Consider the following 16,724-nt stretch of genomic DNA (forward strand, 5'->3'; position numbering starts at 1 on the left):
CAAGCCGGCCAACCTGACGGACGCCGCAGCGCTGAGCGGCGCATCGCCGCTCGACTTCTATCGCCGCATCGCCATCGGCGTCGCGGGCACCGCGATGCCGGCGTTCGAGACCCGACTCTCCGCTCAAGACCGGTGGGCCGCCGCCGCGTACGCGACCCTGCTCCGGCTGCCGCCACCCCACGGCGCGGTTCCTCCCGCGCTCCGCGCCTTCGCCACGACCGCAAAGATGTCGGACGCCGAGCTGAGCATCGCGCTGGGCGATGTCGGCGTCGGCGCCGCTGCGCAGGGCGCCGCGCTCGACAGCGCCGCGCTTGCACACGTGGCCGCCGCGCGGGCCGCCCAGGCCCCGCGCGACGAGGCCGCCGCGCAGGTGTTCGCCACGGTGCGAACGCAGCTCGACAGCGCGTATGCCTTGGCGCACGGCGGCGACGGAGCCGCCGCCAGCACCGCGGCGCTCGACGCGTACATGACATTCGAGCAGGTGGAGCAGGGCGTGCGCACCAAGAATGCGGCGCTCGCGGGCGCGCTGGAGGAGAGCTTCGCCACGCTCAGGACCCGCGCGGCCGGCGGCGCCACTCCCGCCGAGCTCTCGGCCATCCGCGGGCGCCTGGCAGGCGAGCTGGAGAACGCCGAGCGCACGCTGGGCGAGGCGCTGTCGCCGCTGAACCTCTTCTTCCAGTCGTTCGTCATCCTGGTGCGCGAAGGGCTCGAGGCGATCCTCGTCGTCGGCGCGCTCATGACGTTCCTGGTGCGCACCGGCGCCGGCCACCGGAAGCGCGACATCCACATCGGCGTGGGCGCCGCCATCGTGGCGAGCCTGCTCACGGCCTTCGCATTGGAGACGGTTTTCCTTCTCTCGCCCGCCAAGCGCGAGGCACTGGAAGGGCTCACGATGGTGGTCGCCACCGGCGTGCTCTTCTACGTGAGCTATTGGCTGCTCTCGAAGATGGAAGTGGCCAAGTGGAATCATTTCGTGCGAGGCAAGGTGCAGGACGCGCTCACCAGCGGATCCGCGCTGGCGCTCGCCTCGGCGGCATTTCTCGCCGTCTATCGCGAGGGGTTCGAGACGGTGCTGTTCTACAAGGCGCTGTTCCTGGCCGGCGGCTCGGGCTCGTCGAGCGCGGCGGTGGTCGCCGGCATCGCGGCCGGGTCGGTGGTGTTGGCGGTGGTGTACCTCGCCATCAACCGCTTCGGCGTGCGGCTTCCGCTCAAGCCCTTCTTCGCGGTGACGAGCGCATTCCTCTATTACATGGCGTTCGTGTTCGCCGGCCGCGGCATCGCCGAGCTGCAAGAGGGTGGGTACATCGCCACGACGGTCCTCTCATGGGCGCCGCGGGTGCCGGCGCTCGGCATCTATCCGACCGCCGAATCGCTCGCGGCGCAGGGAGTGCTGCTGGCGTTACTCGTGGTGGCACTCGTGTGGACCTTCGTGATCGAGCCGCGCCGGCTTCAGGTAAGCGCGGTGATGGTGCCGGAGCCGGAGCGCAAGGCGTCGGCGTCGCTCCCGATCTCGGGTCCGGCGCCCGCCCCATCGCCGGTGCCGGTTCCCGTGTCCGGCGCCATGCTTGAACTGCAGCGCTCGCTCGGCCGCATGGAGGCCGACCTTGCCGAAATGCGGGGCGAAGTCGAGCGGATGCGCGGTTACCTCGAGACCATCAGGGCCGACGCGCTCCCGCCCGATCGCTGAACGGCGGTCGCCGGTCCGCGCGGCCGGAGAGGCAGGTCGAATGGCGCACGAGATCGATCGAATCACCGACGAGTTGCGACGAGCCCAGGAGGGCCTCATCTGGGCCGGATCTCGCTGCTCAGACGGGCACAGGCGCGGTAGGTTGAGCCGAGCGGAAAAGGACGAACGGCCCACCGAATTCGGTGGGCCGTTCGTCGTTGGGGAGTGGCAGATCGCCCCCTGAGTTTTAGGAGACGGACCGATGTGTCCGCTCCACCCTTCTTCGACCTGCCACCTTCCGCGGGAGCCGAGCAGGCTCGCTTGACGAATTCTTATGCAACAGAAGTGCCAAGAGGTGCACTGGCGTAAGCCGTTCTCGCGAGTAATGTTAGGTGCCTACCGCTGGGCCGCAACCGGCCGCAAAAGCGTCAACTTCTTCTACATTTTGGATTCCGGCGTCCTAACTCCCACCTCCGCAACAGGTTGTGCCGCTGCCAAAGTCTTGTTCGCTTCCCCGTCCTTGTCGCCCACCAGATAGGAGCCCGGCGGCACCTCCGGCCCGCTCCACCACCGCGTAAGGAGCACCGCTCCGATCGCGATGAGCACCACGCTCGTGAGCTGCGCCAACGTGAACGGTCCGAGCAGCCGGTCGTCCTTTGCCCGCACGATCTCGACCAGGAACCGCTCGGCCCCCGCGAACACGAGATAGAGCCCGAAGAGCCAGCCCGTCGCGTGTGCCCTCGTTCGCAAGCGCCAAAGAATGGCGAAGGCGATCAGCATGAGCGCGACTTCGTAGAGCTGGGTCGGGTGCACGGCGAGGACGGTGTCCGGCGCGATGCCGGCGGGTACCGGCACCCCGAAGAGCTGGTGCAGGTTGGCGGCGGTCGAAGGCGGCCGCCCATCCGGGAATCTCATCGCCCAGGGCAGGCTCGTGGGCCGGCCGTAGTCGTCGTTCACCAGGAAGCAGCCGACGCGCCCGAGGGCGTAAGACGCGGCGAGGGCAGGCGCGGCGAGCTGCATGGTCCAGCGCGTGGGCACGCGCAGGCGCCAGCCGTTGATCAGCACCGCGAGCGCGCCGCCGATGAAGCCGCCGTACCAGACGAGTCCGCCGCGCGAGAAGAGGCTGCTCGCGTCGTGGTAGAGGATTGCGTACCAGACCTTGGCGCCGATGATGCCGCCCACCAGGGCGGCCGCCACCATGTCCGCCGAGTACTCGTCGCGGAGCCCGCGCCGGCGCAGCTCGAGCGAGGTGATCCAGCCGGCCGCGAGAAAGGCGACCAGCATCATGAGCCCGTAGCCGGTGATCTCGAACCGGCCGATGTGGAAGACGAGCGGGTAGATGGTCATGCAGTGGTTCCGAGTGCGGGGGAAGCGAGCCTGAGCCCGGGGAGCGGCAGGTCGTCGCGCGGCTCCAGGTCGGGGCCGCTCCGCTCGCCGCGGGCGAGCCGCCAAGCGCCGGCGGCGGCGATCATGGCGGCGTTGTCGGTATTGAGCCGGGGCGACGCGACGCTCACCGCCGCGGTGTCCGCGAGCCGCGCCCGGAGCCGCTCCACCAGTACGCGGTTGCAGGCGACGCCGCCGCCCACCATCGCGCGCTCGTAGCCCAGCGCCTCGACCGCGTGCGCGGTCTTGGCCACGAGCACGTCGGCGGCGGCGTCCTGGAAGTCGCGCGCGATGTCCGCCCGGTCGCGCGCGAGGTCGTCGCTCGCGCGCACGGCCCGCAGCACCGCCGTCTTGAGCCCGCTGAACGAGAAGGCGTAGCGATGGGGGCCGTCGTGGGCCAGCTCGTGCAGCATCGGGCGCGGCAGCGCGAAGCGCCCCCGCTTGCCTTCGCGCGCGAGCCGCTCGAGCGGCGCGCCTCCCGGATAGCCCAGGCCGAGCAGCGTCGCCACCTTGTCGAAGGCTTCGCCGGCCGCATCGTCGAGCGTCTGGCCCAGGAGCCGGTAGTCGCCCCATGCCGGCACGTCGAGCAGCATGGTGTGGCCGCCGCTCACGAGCAGTCCGACGAACGGCGGCTCGAGCCACGGGCGCTCGGCCGTTGGCGCTTCGAGCGTCGGGGCAAAGAGGTGCCCCTCGAGATGGTTCACGCCGATGAAGGGCCGCTCGAGACTCAGCGCGAGCGCCTTGGCGTACATGACGCCCACGAGCAGGGCACCGACCAGCCCGGGCCCCGCCGTCACCGCAATCCCGTCCACCTGCCCGAGTCCGATGCCCGCATCGCTGAGCGCGCGGTCGACCACCGACCCGATCGTCTTCACGTGGGCTCTGCTCGCGAGCTCGGGTACCACGCCGCCGAACACGCGGTGGATATCCTGCGAGAGAATGACGAGCCCGGCGAGCTCGCGCGCGGCCGGGCCTCCGCCCGGCTCGCGCTCGATCAGCACGGCGGCCGAGGTCTCGTCGCACGAGGTCTCGATGGCGAGGATGCGCTCAACCATGCTCGGCTCGACCTTGCTCACCGCGAGGACCCTCCCGGCGCGGGGCGACGGTGACGCTCTCCGGCGCCGCCGTGCCGGTGAGGCCCGCGGGCGCCACCACGCGGAGCGCGGCGCGTCCGGGCACGAGACCTGTGGCCGGCTGCTCCACGGTGACCACGACGCTGTCGGGCGTGAGCGCGCCGAGCCGCCCGCGGGGACCGTGCACCCGCACCACGACGAGATCCCGGTCGAGCTGCCAGGCGTCGGCCGTGGCGCTCGCGAGCTGCACCGGCACCGGCCAGAGCGCGCGGGTGCCGGTCGCGTGTACGGTGAGGCTCACCGTGACGCGTGATGGGAAGACCCGGATGCCGCCGAGCGTTCCGGTATCGATCGCAACCCGCGTCTCGGTGAACCCGCCGGCGCGGGCCGGGGTGAGCGGAAGCGTCACGACCGAGTCGATGCGCGCGACCGCGTCCTGGGAGCCGGCGATCCGAACTTCGCCCGGCACGACGCTTACGCCGCCTTCGAGCTCGTAGCCCGAGTCCGCCGCGAGCCGGACCACCGGGTGCACCGTCACCATGCGCTGCGCCACCGGATCCAGCTCCACCGTTTCCCGGTGCGGCTCGATGTCCTGCACCCGCGCGCTCACGCCGTGTGGCAGAATGAGATCGAGCGGCGCGAACTCGAGCTGCACGCTGTCGGCCGTCAGGGTGTCGGGCAGGATGCGGGTGAGCAGCAGCGGGCCGCCCGAAAGTTTGAGGAGGTCGCGCCGGGGGCCCACGACGGTGGCGCGGAGCGGGTCGGGCGGGTGCACGATCGTCCGCCCCGGCGGCGGATGCACCCGCACCTCGACGGAGAGGAGTCCGCTGGCCGGCTCCTCGCCCGACGCGGCGAGCCAGAGCATGACCGACAGCACCAGCGACGTAAGCTTGAGCGGCCAGTCGGCGAGGAGCGCCGAGCGGAGCGACACCTCAGCGCCCGCCTCGCTCGGCGAGCAGCCGCTCGACGAGGCCGCGGTTCACGTCGGAGTTCCAGTCGTGCGCGCCGATCACCCGCTTCACGATCACGCCGTCGCGATTGAGCAGAAAGCTTTCGGGAACGCCGGTGGTCTGATACGCCTGCTGGATCCCGGTCGTGCGGTCCTGCAGGATGTCGAAGCTGAGGCCGAGCTGCGCGGCGAAGTTGCGCACGTCGGTCGGGTCTCCCTCATCGATGCTCACGGCGGCGATCTTGAGCCCGCGGGGGCCGAGGTCGCGATACAGCTTTTCCATCGACGGCATCTCGACCTTGCAGGGCACGCACCAGGTGGCCCAGATGTTGACCAGCGTCACCGCGCCGTGGTAGCGGTCGTGAAGGGCCACCGTGTCGCCGGTCGCGATGTTGACCACCCGGAAGTCGGGCGCGTGGTCGCCGACCGCGGCCCCCACCTGCTCGGGGCTGAACTTGACCAGCGCCGCCGCGCCGAGCGCGAGCCCCGCCAGGATGATCGCCACCAGCGTCCATTGTCTTGCTACGGTCATCGCTCGTTTCCCCTGCGTCCTGCTCGCACCCCGTGCACGGACCTGTTCTCAGACGCGTACCGCGCACCGGCTCCTCAGGAGCCGCACCGCCTGGGCCGGATCGACGTCGCGCCCCCCGCCCGGCTCGCCGAAGACCGCGGTGCCCGCGACGAACGTATCGGCGCCCGCGAGCCACGCCTCCCCGATCGTGTCGGGCGTGATCCCGCCGTCCACCTCGAGCGCGGCGCGGGCGCCGCGCGCGTCGAGCAGCGCCCGGCAGCGGCGGATCTTGTCGGTCGCGTGCGGAATATAAGACTGGCCGCCGTAGCCCGGGTTCACCGACATGAGGAGGACGAGATCGGCGTCGTCGAGGATCTCCTCGATGGCGACGAGCGGCGTCGAAGGGTTGAGCGCGACGCCGGCCAGCATGCCCCGCTCGCGGACCTCGGCCAGGTGGCGCTGCACGTGCACCGTCGCTTCGACGTGCAGGGTGAAGATGCTCGCGCCCGCGTCGGCGTATTCCGCGATGTAGTGCTCGGGGCGGCGCACCATCAGATGCACGTCGAGCGGCCGGTCGGTGATGCGCCGGAGCGCGCGGATCATCGGCGCGCCAAAGGTGAGGTTGGGGACGAAGCTTCCGTCCATCACATCGACGTGGATCAGGTCGGCGCCGCCCGCGACGGCGGTCGACACCTCCTCGCGCAGCCGCTCCAGATCGGCGCTCAGCACGCTCGGCGAGATGCGGACGGGCGTCCGGTTTACCCGCGCGACGGTCATGGCGGCGGCTGCCGTTGCGCCGGTTGCGGCCGGGCGGCGAGCGGAACGCTGCGTGGAGCAGGTGGCGGGGGACCGCTGCCCACGACCGGGCGCCCGCTCACCACGAGCTCGATGGGGCTTCCCGGATCGCGACCCTGGCCGGCGGAGGGCCGCGTCGCCACCACGACATTGGGCTCGGGGTCGGCGGCGATCGTATCCACGTCGCCGATCTTGAGCCCGGCCGCCACGATGATCTTTTCCGCCTGCGGTCGCGCAAGCCCGACCACGTCCGGCACCGGCACCTGCGGCACGCCTGCGCTCGGCGCGAGCCACACGACGCTGTTCTCCGGCAGCACGACGCCGGGCGGCGGGTCCTGCCACACGATCGAGCCGCGCGGAATCGAGAGATCCTCGCGGCTCTCGTCGAACTTCGCCCGGAACCCGAGCGCGGCGAGCCGCCGCTGGGCCTCGCCGCCGGTGAGCTCGAGCACCCGCGGGACGGCGTGATCGGCGCCGATGATCGATGCCGGCGACATCCACACCGAGGTGCCGAGATAGCCGATGCCGAACACGGCGACGAGGATCGCGAAGTCGAGCAGCCAGCGGCGGCCGCCCGGAGAGAGGTCGGGGACGTGCGCGTACCTTCCGCCGCCGCCGGATGCTTTGTGCGGTGTATCTGGCGGTGTCCGGTCGGCATGGCCGCCACCGCTCGGGCGGCCGGAATGGCGCCGGACCCTCATGCCACGCGCCGCAGGCGGGCGGCGTAGGCGCCGTCCATGTGGTCCCGCTGAGGCAACGTCATCAGGTCTCCCTTCCGGGTGAGCAGGCTCGGGGGAAAATCGTCGGCCGGCTCCCGGCGGAATTCGGGGTGCCGATCGAGAAAGCGATCGATCTGCTGCTCGTCCTCCTCGGGCTCGAGCGAGCAGGTGGCATAGACCAGAAGTCCGCCGGGCCGGATGACGCCGGACGCCGCCTCGAGCAGCTCGGCTTGCCGCCGGGCCAGCGCCGCGAGCGCCTCCGGCTCGACCCGCCCTCGCGCGTCGGGGTGCCGCGCAAAGGCGCCGGTGCCGAGGCAGGGCGCGTCCACCAGCACCGCATCGAGCGGGCGGACCGGCGGGTGCAGCGCGTCGGCGGCGATGACGTGCTCCCGCCCGCTCCCGGCGCGGGCGATGTTGTCGCACAGACGTCCGAGCCGCGCGCGCGTCGCGTCGCCGGCGACGACGCGGACGCCGGTTCGCGCGAGCCCGATTGTCTTGCCGCCAGGTGCGGCGCAGGCGTCGTAGGCGACGGTGCCCGGCGGCACGTCGGCGAACCAGACCACGAGCGACTGCGCGGGGTCCTGCACCACGAATTCGCCGCGTTCATATCCCGGTAGCCGCTCGGGTCGGCCGCGCGCCACCGCGAGGCCCGCGCCGTAGGGGGCGGGCTCCGCGGGCACTCGCGCGGCGGCGAACGCGGCGGTGAGCGCGGCGGCCGATTGTCGCGCCGGCTGCACCACGAGCCGGGGTCTCGTGTTGTTCCACTCGAGGAGTCGCTCGGCGTCCTCCGCGCCGTACCGGCCGAGCCATCGCCGCACCAGCCATTCCGGATGCGAGTAGCGCTCCGCCAGAGCGCGTGCGCCGGCACCGTCGATGTCACCGCGCGCCCCGTTCCGGGTGCGCCCATTCGCGCGAGCCGCGCTGGCGATTCCCGCGGGCCGCTCGATTGCAGAGCGTTCCCGCCCGAGCCGGCGGAGCACGGCGTTCACGAATCCGGCCGCGCGCTCGCCGCCGGTTTCGCGCGCAAGCGCCACGCTGGTGGACACGGCGGCGTGGGGCGGCACGCGGTCGAGCGCGGTGAGCTGGTACGCGCCGAGGCGCAGGATGGCGCGGAGCGGCTCCGCGACATCGCGCCAGCCGCGGGTCACCAGCGGGCGGAGCCGCCGGTCGAGCACGCTATGGTTTCGGAGGACGCCTGCCGCCAGCTCATGGGCCAGGCGCCGGTCGGCTTCACCGAGCCGGCGCACCGCGTCGTCCAGCGCGGCATCGAACGGGCGACCCGCGTGGACCTCCTCCAGGATCCGCTGGGCCGCACGCCGCGGCGCAACGCCGGTGGGAAGCGCCGGGCCGCCGCCGGGCGCGCGGCCCCTCCGCGCGCCCGCAGGCACGCCCGGCTCAGCCGCCATCGCCCACGATCACCCGCGGCGAGGGCGGCACCCGCTCACTCGAGCATCCCGCGCTCTGGGCTTGACGGCACGGCGATCTCGCGCCGCGGCATGCGTCCCGCGAGGTAGGCGGCGCGCCCTGCCTCGACGGCCTGCCGCATCGCCCCGGCCATCATGACCGGATCTCGCGATTCTGCGATCGCCGTGTTCATCAGGATGCCGTCGACCCCTTGCTCCATCGTGAGGCAGGCGTCGGAGGCGGTGCCGACGCCGGCGTCCACGATCACCGGCACGGAGAGTCTGCGCTTGATGGCGCGGATGCCGTACGGATTGAGGAGACCGAGCCCGCTCCCGATGGGCGAGGCGAGCGGCATGACGGCGGCGCAGCCGATCTCTTCCAGCCTGAGCGCGGTGATCAGATCGTCGTTGCTGTAGGCGAGGACGGTGAAGCCGTCGCGCACCAGCTCGCGCGCGGCGGCGAGCAGCCCTTCGACGTCAGGCAGCAGCGTCTCGCGGTCGCCGATCACCTCGAGCTTGACGAAGTCGTTGAACCCGGCCTCGCGCGCGAGGCGCGCGTAGCGCACGGCGTCGTCGGCCGTGTAGCACCCCGCGGTGTTGGCGAGCAGGAAATAGCGGTCGGCGCCCAGGTGATGGAGGATGCCTTCTTCCTTGCGCCGGTCGAGGTCCACCCGCCGCACGGCGACGGTGACGACCTCGGCGCCCGACGCCTCGATGGCGCGCACCATCACATCGTTCGACCGGTACTTCCCGGTGCCGATGAGCAGGCGGGAGGCGAACGCGCGTCCGCCGATCACGAGAGGGGCGGCGAGCGCGGCGGAGAGCGTTCCGGGATCGCGCCCGGTCTCGGTGTGCACGGTGTCGGTCACGGGTTACCCTCCTCCGACGAAGTGCACCAGCTCCACCGCATCTCCCGCGGCCACCGGCGTCTCGGCCAGAAGCGGGCGTCGCACGATGCGGCGGTTGTGCTCCACGACGACGGCCCGCGGGTCGAGATCGAGGTGACGCAAGAGATCGCCGAGCGTTGCGGGGCCGGGAATGCGCCGCGGCTCGCCGTTGATCACGATATCGAGATCGGGCATGGGGGAAAAGATAACCACGGGTTCAGCAAGTCGAGCGTTGCCGCTGCCGGGTCGGGCGCGAGCCATAGTGCGCGGATCGCGGCCACCCCGAAGGCGCCCGCGTCGCGAGCCTCCGCGGCGCGCTCGGCGGTAATGCCACCGATCGCGATCACCGGGAGGCCGAGCGCCGCACATTCGCGGATGAGCGCGAGGCCGGCGGCGGGACGGCCCGGATGCGACGCCGTCTCGTACACGGGGCCGGCCAGGAGGAAGTCAGCCCCCTCGTCGCGCGCGGCAATCGCCTCGGCGAGCGAATGGACGGAGCGGCCGATCCAGCCGCGTGGAAGAATGCGCCGCGCATCGGCGGGGGCGAGGTCAGCCGAGGCGAGTTGCACGCCTTGCGCGCCGACTGCGGCCGCGAGGTCGGCCCGGCCGCTCACGAACACCGCGGCCTCGGCGGGCCGCGCGAGCGTGACGAATCGGGCTGCGGCGGCCGCGAGCGCTCGCACCGCCGGGTGGCCCGCGGCCGGTTCGCCCGCCCCCGCCCGGTCCGGCGCCGCGCGAGTGCGCGCGTGCAGCGCCACCGCCGGCCCGGCGGCGGCGATCGCGGCGGCGCGGACGCCGAGGTCGTCGAGCGCGAGCACGGCGGCATCGGTCACGGCATGGACCCGCGGGAGCGGGCGCATCGTCGGGGGCGCGGCTTCGGCTCGATCTGTTGGTGCGGTGAACGACACGGGGGTGACGCGGTCCCGTCGGCTCACGCGAACCGATCGCCCGCTGCAATCCCACGGCCGCGAACCCACGCCTCGACGGACATGCGCGCGCGACCGGCCGGCTGCACCTCGTGCACCTCGAGCGCATCGCCGCCGCAGGCGATGAGAAGCGCCGGTCCGACGCCGAGCACCGTCCCCGGCTCGCCCTGGCCGGCGGCTGCGCGGCCGCCGAAGAACTTGACCGGCGCCTCGTTGAGCAGCGCCCAGGCGCCGGGCACCGGGTCGAAGGCCCGGATCCGGCGCGCCGCGGCGTTGGCGCCCGCGGCGAATTCGAGCCTGGCATCCTCCCGGCCGACCTTCGGCGCAAATGTGGCGAGGCGTTCGTCCTGCGGTGCGGCGTCGACGCGCGCCCCCCGGGCGAGATGCGAAGCCACGTCCGCGAGCGCCGTGGCACCCAATGCCGCGAGCCGGTCCGCGAGATCACCGGCGGTTTCGTCGGGCGCGATCGGCGTGGCGGCGCGCAGGAGCACCGGCCCGCTGTCGAGTCCAGCCTCCATCCGCATGATCGAGACGCCGGTCTCGCTATCGCCGGCGAGGATCGCGGCGGGAATCGGCGCAGCGCCGCGCCAGCGCGGCAGGAGCGACGCATGCACGTTGATCATGCCGTAGCTCGGAATGCTCAGAATCTCGGGGCGCAGAATGTGCCCGTACGCCACCACGACGCCGAGGTCGGGTCGGAGGTGGCGCAGGTTGGCGGCAAAGAGGTCGCCGACGGGGCGTTCCGGCTGCAGCACGGGCACACCGGCGCCCAAGGCCGCGAGCTTGACGGGCGGTGGCGCGAGGGTCGAGCGGGAGCGACCCCGCGGCCGGTCCGGCTGGGTGACAGCGGCGGCAACGTCGACGGAATTGCGCAGCAGCGCGCGCAGGGAAGGCACCGCAAACGCCGGTGTGCCGAAGAAAACGACGCGCATCACTCCGACCGGCTGGTGGCCGGCTGCACGTCCTTGGTAAAGCTGGTGTCGTCCTTGTGCTCCCGGCGCCAGCGGGCGAGCAGCGACTGCCGCCTGGCCAGGCTCAGGTGGTCGATGAAGAGAATGCCATCGAGGTGATCGATCTCGTGCTGGATGGCGCGGGCGGCGAGCCCTGCGGCCTCGAGCCGGAACGGCTCGCCCTCGCGGCCAAGCGCCTCCAGCACGATGCGCTCGGGCCGGGTCACATCGCCGAAGATCTCGGGAATCGAGAGGCACCCTTCCTCGTCCGTGGCGCGGCCGGATGCTTCGACGATCACCGGATTGACCATCGCGAAGCGCTGCCCTTCGGCGTCGATCACGGCCACCCGCTGCCCCGCGCCCACCTGGTTGGCGGCGAGGCCCACGCCGCGCGCGGCGTCCATGGTCTCGAACATGTCGTCCACCAGGCGGCGGACCGCGTCGTCCACGGCCGAAACCTCGGCGCTCCGCTGCCGAAGCACCGGAGAGCCGAGGAGGTGGAGCGGGAGCAGGCTCACTTGCGCGGCTCCTGCACGGCGCTCTGGCCGACGCGCACGATGCGGGCGCGCTCCACCACGATGGTGGCGGTCCCGGAGTCGATCGTCACGCGGTCGTCCTTGAGGTTGCGCACCGTGCCGATGATGCCGCCGCTCGTGGTGACCTCGTCGCCCTTCTTGAGCTCGGCGAGCAGCGCCTCGTGGCGCTTCCGGGCCTGACCCTGCGGCCGGATGATGAGGAAGTAGAAGACGGCACCGATCGCCACGATCTGCAGGAGCAGAATCGAGAAGCCACCGGATGCGCCGTTCTGGGCGGGCGCCATGAGCGCGGGGAGCGGTGCGGCGAGCGATGGGATCACGGGTCTCCTCGCGAGTGGCGGTATCGGTCGAGCCAGGCACGGTGCCAGCGGTCGAAGCTCCCGTCCAGGATGTGCGCCCGCGCCTGCTCGCCCAGCCGGATCAGGAACCGGATATTGTGGATCGAGACCAGCCGGAGCGCCAGCATGTCCTCCACCATGAAGAGGTGGCGGAGGTAGCCGCGCGAAAAAGTCGTGCAGGTCTCGCAATCGCACTCGGCGTCGAGCGGCTCGCGCGAGCCCTTGAGCCGCGCGCCCTTCACGTTCACCCGTCCGGTCGGCAGCCAGGCGGTGCCGTGGCGTCCGTTCCGGGTGGCGGCCACGCAGTCGAACAGATCGACACCGCGGGCAATTCCTTCCAGCAGATCCGCCGGGAAGCCCACGCCCATAAGATAACGCGGGCAATCGCGCGGCAGCCCGGGCTCGAGTGCTTCGAGTACCGCGTGCATCACCGCTTTCGACTCCCCCACCGAGAGTCCGCCGATCGCGATGCCGCTCCACGGTCCGCGCGCGAGCACGCCGTCGAGCGATTCACGGCGGAGGTCGAGGTGGCACCCGCCCTGGATAATGGGCCACAGCGCTTGGGCGGTAGCCCCATCCTCCTGCAGCTCCCGGTGCCGTGCCTTACACCTCTCCAACCAACGCTCCGTCCGCTCCATGCCTTCGCGCGCGAGGTCGTAGGGCGCCTCGCCCGCCACGACATGGTCGAAGGCCATGGCGATGTCGGCGCCCAGCGCCCATTGGATCTCCATCGCGCGCTCGGGCGTGAGCGTGCGGACGGAGCCGTCCACGTGGCTGGTGAATTCGACGCCCTCCTCGGAAATCCGGCGCAGTCCCTCGAGCGAAAACACCTGGAACCCGCCCGAGTCGGTGAGCATCGGACGGTCCCAGGTGGTGAAGGCATGGAGCCCCCCCATTGCACGGACCACGTCTTCGCCGGGGCGGAGGTGCAGGTGATAGGTGTTCGCGAGCACGATCTCGGCACCGGCGCGCCGCACGTCGCGCGGGTCGAGCCCGCGCACCACGCCGTGGGTGCCGACCGGCATGAACGCCGGGGTGCGCACCTCGCCGTGCGGGAGCGTGAGCGTGCCGGCCCGGGCCGCGCCCGCGGTGGCGGCGACGCGAAACTCGAACGTCACCCGCGGCTCAGATGATGACCATCGCGTCGCCGTAGGAGTAGAAGCGGTAGCGCTGCTCCACGGCATGCTGGTACGCGGCGCGCATCGTCTCCACGCCGGCGAACGCGCCCGCGAGCATGAGCAGCGTCGAGCGGGGCAGGTGAAAATTCGTGATGAGCCGATCGACCGCGCGGAACTGGTAGCCCGGCAGAATGAGCAGCGAGGTCTCGGCCGCGCCCGCGCGAACCGCGCCGCGTTCGTCGGTGGCGCTCTCGAGGGCGCGCACCACGGTCGTCCCCACCGCCCAGACGCGACCGCCGAGTCGGCGAAGCTCGTTGGCGAGCGCGGCGAGGCGGTCGGGGATGACGTAGCGCTCCGCGTGCATCGGGTGGCTCTCGATGTCCTCGCGCGCGACCGGCTTGAACGTGCCCGACCCGACCTCGAGCTCCAGTCCCGCGATCACGACCCCCTTGGCCGAGAGCGCGTCGAGCAGCTCGTTGGTGAAGTGAAGCCCGGCTGTCGGGGCCGCCACGCTCCCCTCGCGCTTGGCGTACACGGTCTGATAGCGCGCGGCGTCGTCCGGCGTGGGCTCGCGGTCGATGTACGGCGGGAGCGGCACCCGTCCGAATCGGCGCATCGCGTCCTCGGGCGTGGCACCAACCACGCGCACCCGGCGATGTCCATCGGCGAGCACCTCCACGGTCTCGAGCGACACGCCGTCGCCGAGCTCCACGCGCCGGCCCGGTGCAAGCGCGCTGCCCGGCCGGCCGAGCGCCACCCAGGTCTCGCCGTCGGCGGCGGGACGGATGAGCAGGATCTCGGCGGGGCGGCCGGACGCGCGCGTGCCGATGAGCCGCGCGGGACGCACGCGTGTCGTATTGATGACCAGCAGATCGCCGGCGGGAATGAGGCTCAGTAGATCGGCAAAGACGAGGTCCGAGAGCGGCTGCTCGCCGCTCCGGCGCACCACGAGGAGTCGGCTCGCGGTGCGCTCGGCGAGCGGGGTCTGCGCGATGAGGTCGGCCGGCAGCTCGTAGTCGAAGTCGGCCAGGCGGTATCCGCCCTGCTCAGCGGTCAAAGAGCCCCGCTTGCCCCCGCGGCGGGGTCATGCCGAATCGCTGGAACGCGAGTGCGGTGGCCGAGCGTCCGCGCGGCGTCCGCTCCAGGAAACCCTGCTGAATCAGATACGGCTCATACACTTCCTCGAGCGTGCCCGGATCCTCCCCCACGGCAACGGCGATCGTCCCGAGCCCCACCGGCCCGCCCCCGAATTTTTCGATGATGGTGAGCAGGATGCGCGCGTCCATGTCGTCGAGGCCGAACTCATCGACGTTGAGCCGGGCGAGCGCATCCGCGGCGACATCGCGCGTCACCACGCCGCCGGCGCGGACCTGGGCGTAGTCGCGCACCCGGCGCAGCAGCCGATTGGCGACCCTCGGCGTGCCGCGGCTCCGGCGCGCGATCTCGTGCGCGCCCTCCGCTTCGATCGGCACCCCGAGCACACCGGCCGAACGGTTGACGATGGCCTCCAGATCCGCGACCGGATAAAAGCCGAGCCGCTCGACGATGCCGAAACGGGCGCGCATCGGGGGCGTCATGAGGCCAAAGCGCGTGGTCGCGCCGATCAGGGTGAAGCGCTCGAGCCGCATCGGGATCGTCTGCGCGTTCGGTCCCTCGGAAATCCGCACGTCCACCCGGTAGTCCTCCATCGCGGGATAGAGGAATTCCTCGAGCGCGGGCTTCATCCGGTGAATCTCGTCGATGAAGAGCATGTCGCCGGGCCCGAGCGAGGTGAGCAGGCCGACCAGGTCGCCCGGCTTTTCGAGCACCGGGCCGGAGCTGGTGCGGAGCTGCACGCCCATCTCGCGGGCCATGAGCATCGCGAGCGTGGTCTTGCCCAGGCCCGGCGGCCCGAAGAAGAGGATGTGGTCGAGCGTGTCGCCCCGCTGCCTCGCCGCATCGATGGCGATCTGGAGCGACTGCTTCACCTGCGCCTGGCCGACGAACTCGTCGAGTCGGGACGGGCGCAGTGCCGCGTCCGCCGACGGCTCGTCGGGCAAGATTTCGGGGGTCGTTACGGTCATGCGGGTCATGGCATCAGGCATTGGGGCCCGGTCAGGCCTTGTCGGGAGTGCGCGCCGTCCATCGGACCGGCCGGTCGCCGCGCATGAGGACGTGCCGCGCGCCGCAGTGTTCGCAGCGGTCGGTCGTGCGGCTGGTACCGGCGGGCACCAGCTTCCGGTTGGTCGTGCCGCAGCGGGTACAGTTCCACTCGGCCGTCTCCGCGGGCACGGTCATCACCGGCTACCTCCCCGCTCGCGCGGCGGCAAGATATTGGAGTGCCCGCCGGACGACAGCGGCGGTTTCATCGCCGCTCGGCCCATCGGCGCCCTCGGCTCCGGCGCCCGCGGCTCCGGCGCCCTCGGCTCCGGCGCCCTCGGCGAGCGCGCTGCGCACCGCCTCGTCGGCTGCGGCGGGTGCGTAGCCCAGGCCGGTGAGCGCGCGCACCGCCTGATCCGCGCCCGACGGGATGGGCGCCGATTCGACCGGGATGTCGGCAAAGCGGTCGTGCAGCTCGAGCACCAGCCGTTCGGCCTTCTTGCGCCCGATCCCCGGCACCGTGCCGAGCGCGGCGATGTCCCGCTCGCGGATGCTGCGCACCGTGCGTTCGGGGCCCAGCGCCGAAAGCAGCGCGAGCGCGAGCCGAGGTCCGAAACCGCTGGCGCCGAGCAGGCGCTGGAAGATGATGCGGTCGCCCGGCCGATCGAAGCCATAGAGCGCCCACGCATCCTCGCGCACGACGAGCTCGGTATGGAGGCTCACCCGCTCCCCGGCCGCGGGCAGCCGCTCGGCCACGCGAAGCGGCACCGTGACGGCGTAGCCCACGCCGCCGTCGGTGATGACGACGAGCATTTCGCCCTCGCGCTGGGCGAGCACGCCGCTCAGGTACGCGATCACGGCGTCGCGGGCGCCTTCGCGCCGGTGCGCTGCCCGCGCGTGGCGAGGAGCAGATGCGTGAGCGCGATCGCCACGCCGTCTGCAGCATCTGCCGGCGCGGGCGGGCGGGCGAGCCGAAGCAGTTGCGCCACCATGTACCCCACCTGCGGCTTGCGCGCGGCGCCGCGTCCCACCACCGTCTTTTTCACCACGGCCGGCGAATACTCGGCGACTGGCAGCCCCGCTTCCTCGACGGCGAGCAGAATGACGCCGCGCGCGTGGCTCATCACCATCGTGGTGCGCGCGTTCTTCGCGAAGAACGCGGTTTCGACCGCCACGGTATCGGGCCGGTGCTGGTCGATGAGCTCCGCGATGCCGTCGTGGACCAGGCGCAAGCGGGCGGGGAGCGGGTCGCGCGCGCGGGTGCGGAGCACGCCGCACTCGACCAGGCGAGCCGCCACGTTCGGTCGGGATTCGACCACGCCGTACCCCAGGATCGCGGTGCCGGGGTCGATGCCGAGCACCCTCACGGCCGCTTCAGCCGGCAGCACGTC

20 protein-coding genes are annotated in these 16,724 nt (G+C 72.0%); 1 reads left to right on the forward strand and 19 read right to left on the reverse strand.

What is annotated here, in order from left to right:
- The coding region (locus tag VFW66_02530; GenBank protein ID HEX5385556.1) for an FTR1 family protein at positions 1-1,687 on the forward strand (1,687 nt) is incomplete at its 5' end.
- A gap of 417 nt (positions 1,688-2,104) precedes the next feature.
- Here the strand turns inward: VFW66_02530 and VFW66_02535 are convergent.
- The 19 genes from VFW66_02535 to ruvC form a co-directional block, all read right to left on the reverse strand.
- Positions 2,105-3,013 carry a prolipoprotein diacylglyceryl transferase gene (locus VFW66_02535; GenBank protein ID HEX5385557.1) on the reverse strand — a complete coding sequence of 303 codons (909 nt, stop codon included), beginning with the start codon at positions 3,011-3,013 and terminating at the stop codon, positions 2,105-2,107.
- On the reverse strand, positions 3,010-4,104 hold the full coding sequence (tsaD, locus tag VFW66_02540; protein HEX5385558.1) for a tRNA (adenosine(37)-N6)-threonylcarbamoyltransferase complex transferase subunit TsaD: 1,095 nt from the start codon (positions 4,102-4,104) through the stop codon (positions 3,010-3,012). The genes VFW66_02535 and tsaD overlap by 4 nt, the downstream gene beginning before the upstream one ends.
- Complete coding sequence (locus VFW66_02545) at positions 4,097-5,053, reverse strand: hypothetical protein (GenBank protein HEX5385559.1); 957 nt, start codon at positions 5,051-5,053, stop codon at positions 4,097-4,099. Before VFW66_02545 ends, tsaD begins: the two co-directional genes overlap by 8 nt.
- A 1-nt stretch (position 5,054) precedes the next feature.
- The gene (locus VFW66_02550; protein ID HEX5385560.1) at positions 5,055-5,603 is read right to left on the reverse strand and encodes a TlpA disulfide reductase family protein; all 549 of its coding nucleotides are present in this window, start codon (positions 5,601-5,603) and stop codon (positions 5,055-5,057) included.
- Between the two features lie 48 nt (positions 5,604-5,651).
- On the reverse strand, positions 5,652-6,359 hold the full coding sequence (rpe, locus tag VFW66_02555) for a ribulose-phosphate 3-epimerase (GenBank protein HEX5385561.1): 708 nt from the start codon (positions 6,357-6,359) through the stop codon (positions 5,652-5,654).
- Positions 6,356-7,078: a PASTA domain-containing protein gene (locus VFW66_02560; protein ID HEX5385562.1), complete on the reverse strand. Its 723-nt coding sequence runs from the start codon at positions 7,076-7,078 to the stop codon at positions 6,356-6,358. The genes rpe and VFW66_02560 overlap by 4 nt, the downstream gene beginning before the upstream one ends.
- Positions 7,075-8,502: a transcription antitermination factor NusB gene (locus VFW66_02565; protein ID HEX5385563.1), complete on the reverse strand. Its 1,428-nt coding sequence runs from the start codon at positions 8,500-8,502 to the stop codon at positions 7,075-7,077. The genes VFW66_02560 and VFW66_02565 overlap by 4 nt, the downstream gene beginning before the upstream one ends.
- A gap of 35 nt (positions 8,503-8,537) precedes the next feature.
- Positions 8,538-9,368, reverse strand: coding sequence for a thiazole synthase (locus tag VFW66_02570; GenBank protein HEX5385564.1), 831 nt, complete (start codon positions 9,366-9,368; stop codon positions 8,538-8,540).
- Positions 9,369-9,371: 3 nt separating this feature from the next.
- A complete protein-coding gene (gene thiS, locus VFW66_02575) occupies positions 9,372-9,581 on the reverse strand; it encodes a sulfur carrier protein ThiS (GenBank protein HEX5385565.1) in 210 nt (69 codons plus the stop codon).
- The gene (locus VFW66_02580; GenBank protein ID HEX5385566.1) at positions 9,560-10,246 is read right to left on the reverse strand and encodes a thiamine phosphate synthase; all 687 of its coding nucleotides are present in this window, start codon (positions 10,244-10,246) and stop codon (positions 9,560-9,562) included. The genes thiS and VFW66_02580 overlap by 22 nt, the downstream gene beginning before the upstream one ends.
- A gap of 71 nt (positions 10,247-10,317) precedes the next feature.
- Entirely contained in the window at positions 10,318-11,244 is a 927-nt protein-coding gene (fmt, locus tag VFW66_02585; GenBank protein HEX5385567.1) for a methionyl-tRNA formyltransferase, read from the reverse strand.
- Positions 11,244-11,780: a peptide deformylase gene (def, locus tag VFW66_02590; GenBank protein ID HEX5385568.1), complete on the reverse strand. Its 537-nt coding sequence runs from the start codon at positions 11,778-11,780 to the stop codon at positions 11,244-11,246. Before def ends, fmt begins: the two co-directional genes overlap by 1 nt.
- Complete coding sequence (yajC, locus tag VFW66_02595; protein HEX5385569.1) at positions 11,777-12,118, reverse strand: preprotein translocase subunit YajC; 342 nt, start codon at positions 12,116-12,118, stop codon at positions 11,777-11,779. Before yajC ends, def begins: the two co-directional genes overlap by 4 nt.
- On the reverse strand, positions 12,115-13,254 hold the full coding sequence (gene tgt, locus VFW66_02600; protein ID HEX5385570.1) for a tRNA guanosine(34) transglycosylase Tgt: 1,140 nt from the start codon (positions 13,252-13,254) through the stop codon (positions 12,115-12,117). The genes yajC and tgt overlap by 4 nt, the downstream gene beginning before the upstream one ends.
- A 7-nt stretch (positions 13,255-13,261) precedes the next feature.
- Positions 13,262-14,311 carry a tRNA preQ1(34) S-adenosylmethionine ribosyltransferase-isomerase QueA gene (queA, locus tag VFW66_02605; protein ID HEX5385571.1) on the reverse strand — a complete coding sequence of 350 codons (1,050 nt, stop codon included), beginning with the start codon at positions 14,309-14,311 and terminating at the stop codon, positions 13,262-13,264.
- Positions 14,301-15,317: a Holliday junction branch migration DNA helicase RuvB gene (gene ruvB / locus VFW66_02610; GenBank protein HEX5385572.1), complete on the reverse strand. Its 1,017-nt coding sequence runs from the start codon at positions 15,315-15,317 to the stop codon at positions 14,301-14,303. Before ruvB ends, queA begins: the two co-directional genes overlap by 11 nt.
- Positions 15,318-15,348: 31 nt before the next feature.
- Entirely contained in the window at positions 15,349-15,534 is a 186-nt protein-coding gene (locus tag VFW66_02615) for a zinc ribbon domain-containing protein (GenBank protein HEX5385573.1), read from the reverse strand.
- A 3-nt stretch (positions 15,535-15,537) separates the two neighbouring features.
- Positions 15,538-16,191 carry a Holliday junction branch migration protein RuvA gene (ruvA, locus tag VFW66_02620; GenBank protein HEX5385574.1) on the reverse strand — a complete coding sequence of 218 codons (654 nt, stop codon included), beginning with the start codon at positions 16,189-16,191 and terminating at the stop codon, positions 15,538-15,540.
- Positions 16,188-16,721 (reverse strand): crossover junction endodeoxyribonuclease RuvC, encoded by a 534-nt coding sequence (ruvC, locus tag VFW66_02625; protein ID HEX5385575.1) that lies wholly within the window; start codon positions 16,719-16,721, stop codon positions 16,188-16,190. Before ruvC ends, ruvA begins: the two co-directional genes overlap by 4 nt.
- Positions 16,722-16,724 lie beyond the last annotated feature (3 nt).

It is taken from the genome of Gemmatimonadales bacterium, assembly GCA_036279355.1.
Classification (GTDB): domain Bacteria; phylum Gemmatimonadota; class Gemmatimonadetes; order Gemmatimonadales; family GWC2-71-9; genus DASQPE01.

What these genes read in the sequence shown, in the direction of transcription:
- VFW66_02535 (HEX5385557.1), bottom strand. Translation starts at nt 3,013, where the DNA reads ATGACCATCTACCCGCTCGTCTTCCACATCGGCCGGTTCGAGATCACC.
- tsaD (HEX5385558.1), bottom strand. Translation starts at nt 4,104, where the DNA reads ATGGTTGAGCGCATCCTCGCCATCGAGACCTCGTGCGACGAGACCTCG.
- VFW66_02550 (HEX5385560.1), bottom strand. Translation starts at nt 5,603, where the DNA reads ATGACCGTAGCAAGACAATGGACGCTGGTGGCGATCATCCTGGCGGGG.
- rpe (HEX5385561.1), bottom strand. Translation starts at nt 6,359, where the DNA reads ATGACCGTCGCGCGGGTAAACCGGACGCCCGTCCGCATCTCGCCGAGC.
- VFW66_02560 (HEX5385562.1), bottom strand. Translation starts at nt 7,078, where the DNA reads ATGAGGGTCCGGCGCCATTCCGGCCGCCCGAGCGGTGGCGGCCATGCC.
- VFW66_02565 (HEX5385563.1), bottom strand. Translation starts at nt 8,502, where the DNA reads ATGGCGGCTGAGCCGGGCGTGCCTGCGGGCGCGCGGAGGGGCCGCGCG.
- thiS (HEX5385565.1), bottom strand. Translation starts at nt 9,581, where the DNA reads ATGCCCGATCTCGATATCGTGATCAACGGCGAGCCGCGGCGCATTCCC.
- VFW66_02580 (HEX5385566.1), bottom strand. Translation starts at nt 10,246, where the DNA reads ATGCGCCCGCTCCCGCGGGTCCATGCCGTGACCGATGCCGCCGTGCTC.
- fmt (HEX5385567.1), bottom strand. Translation starts at nt 11,244, where the DNA reads ATGCGCGTCGTTTTCTTCGGCACACCGGCGTTTGCGGTGCCTTCCCTG.
- ruvB (HEX5385572.1), bottom strand. Translation starts at nt 15,317, where the DNA reads ATGACCGTAACGACCCCCGAAATCTTGCCCGACGAGCCGTCGGCGGAC.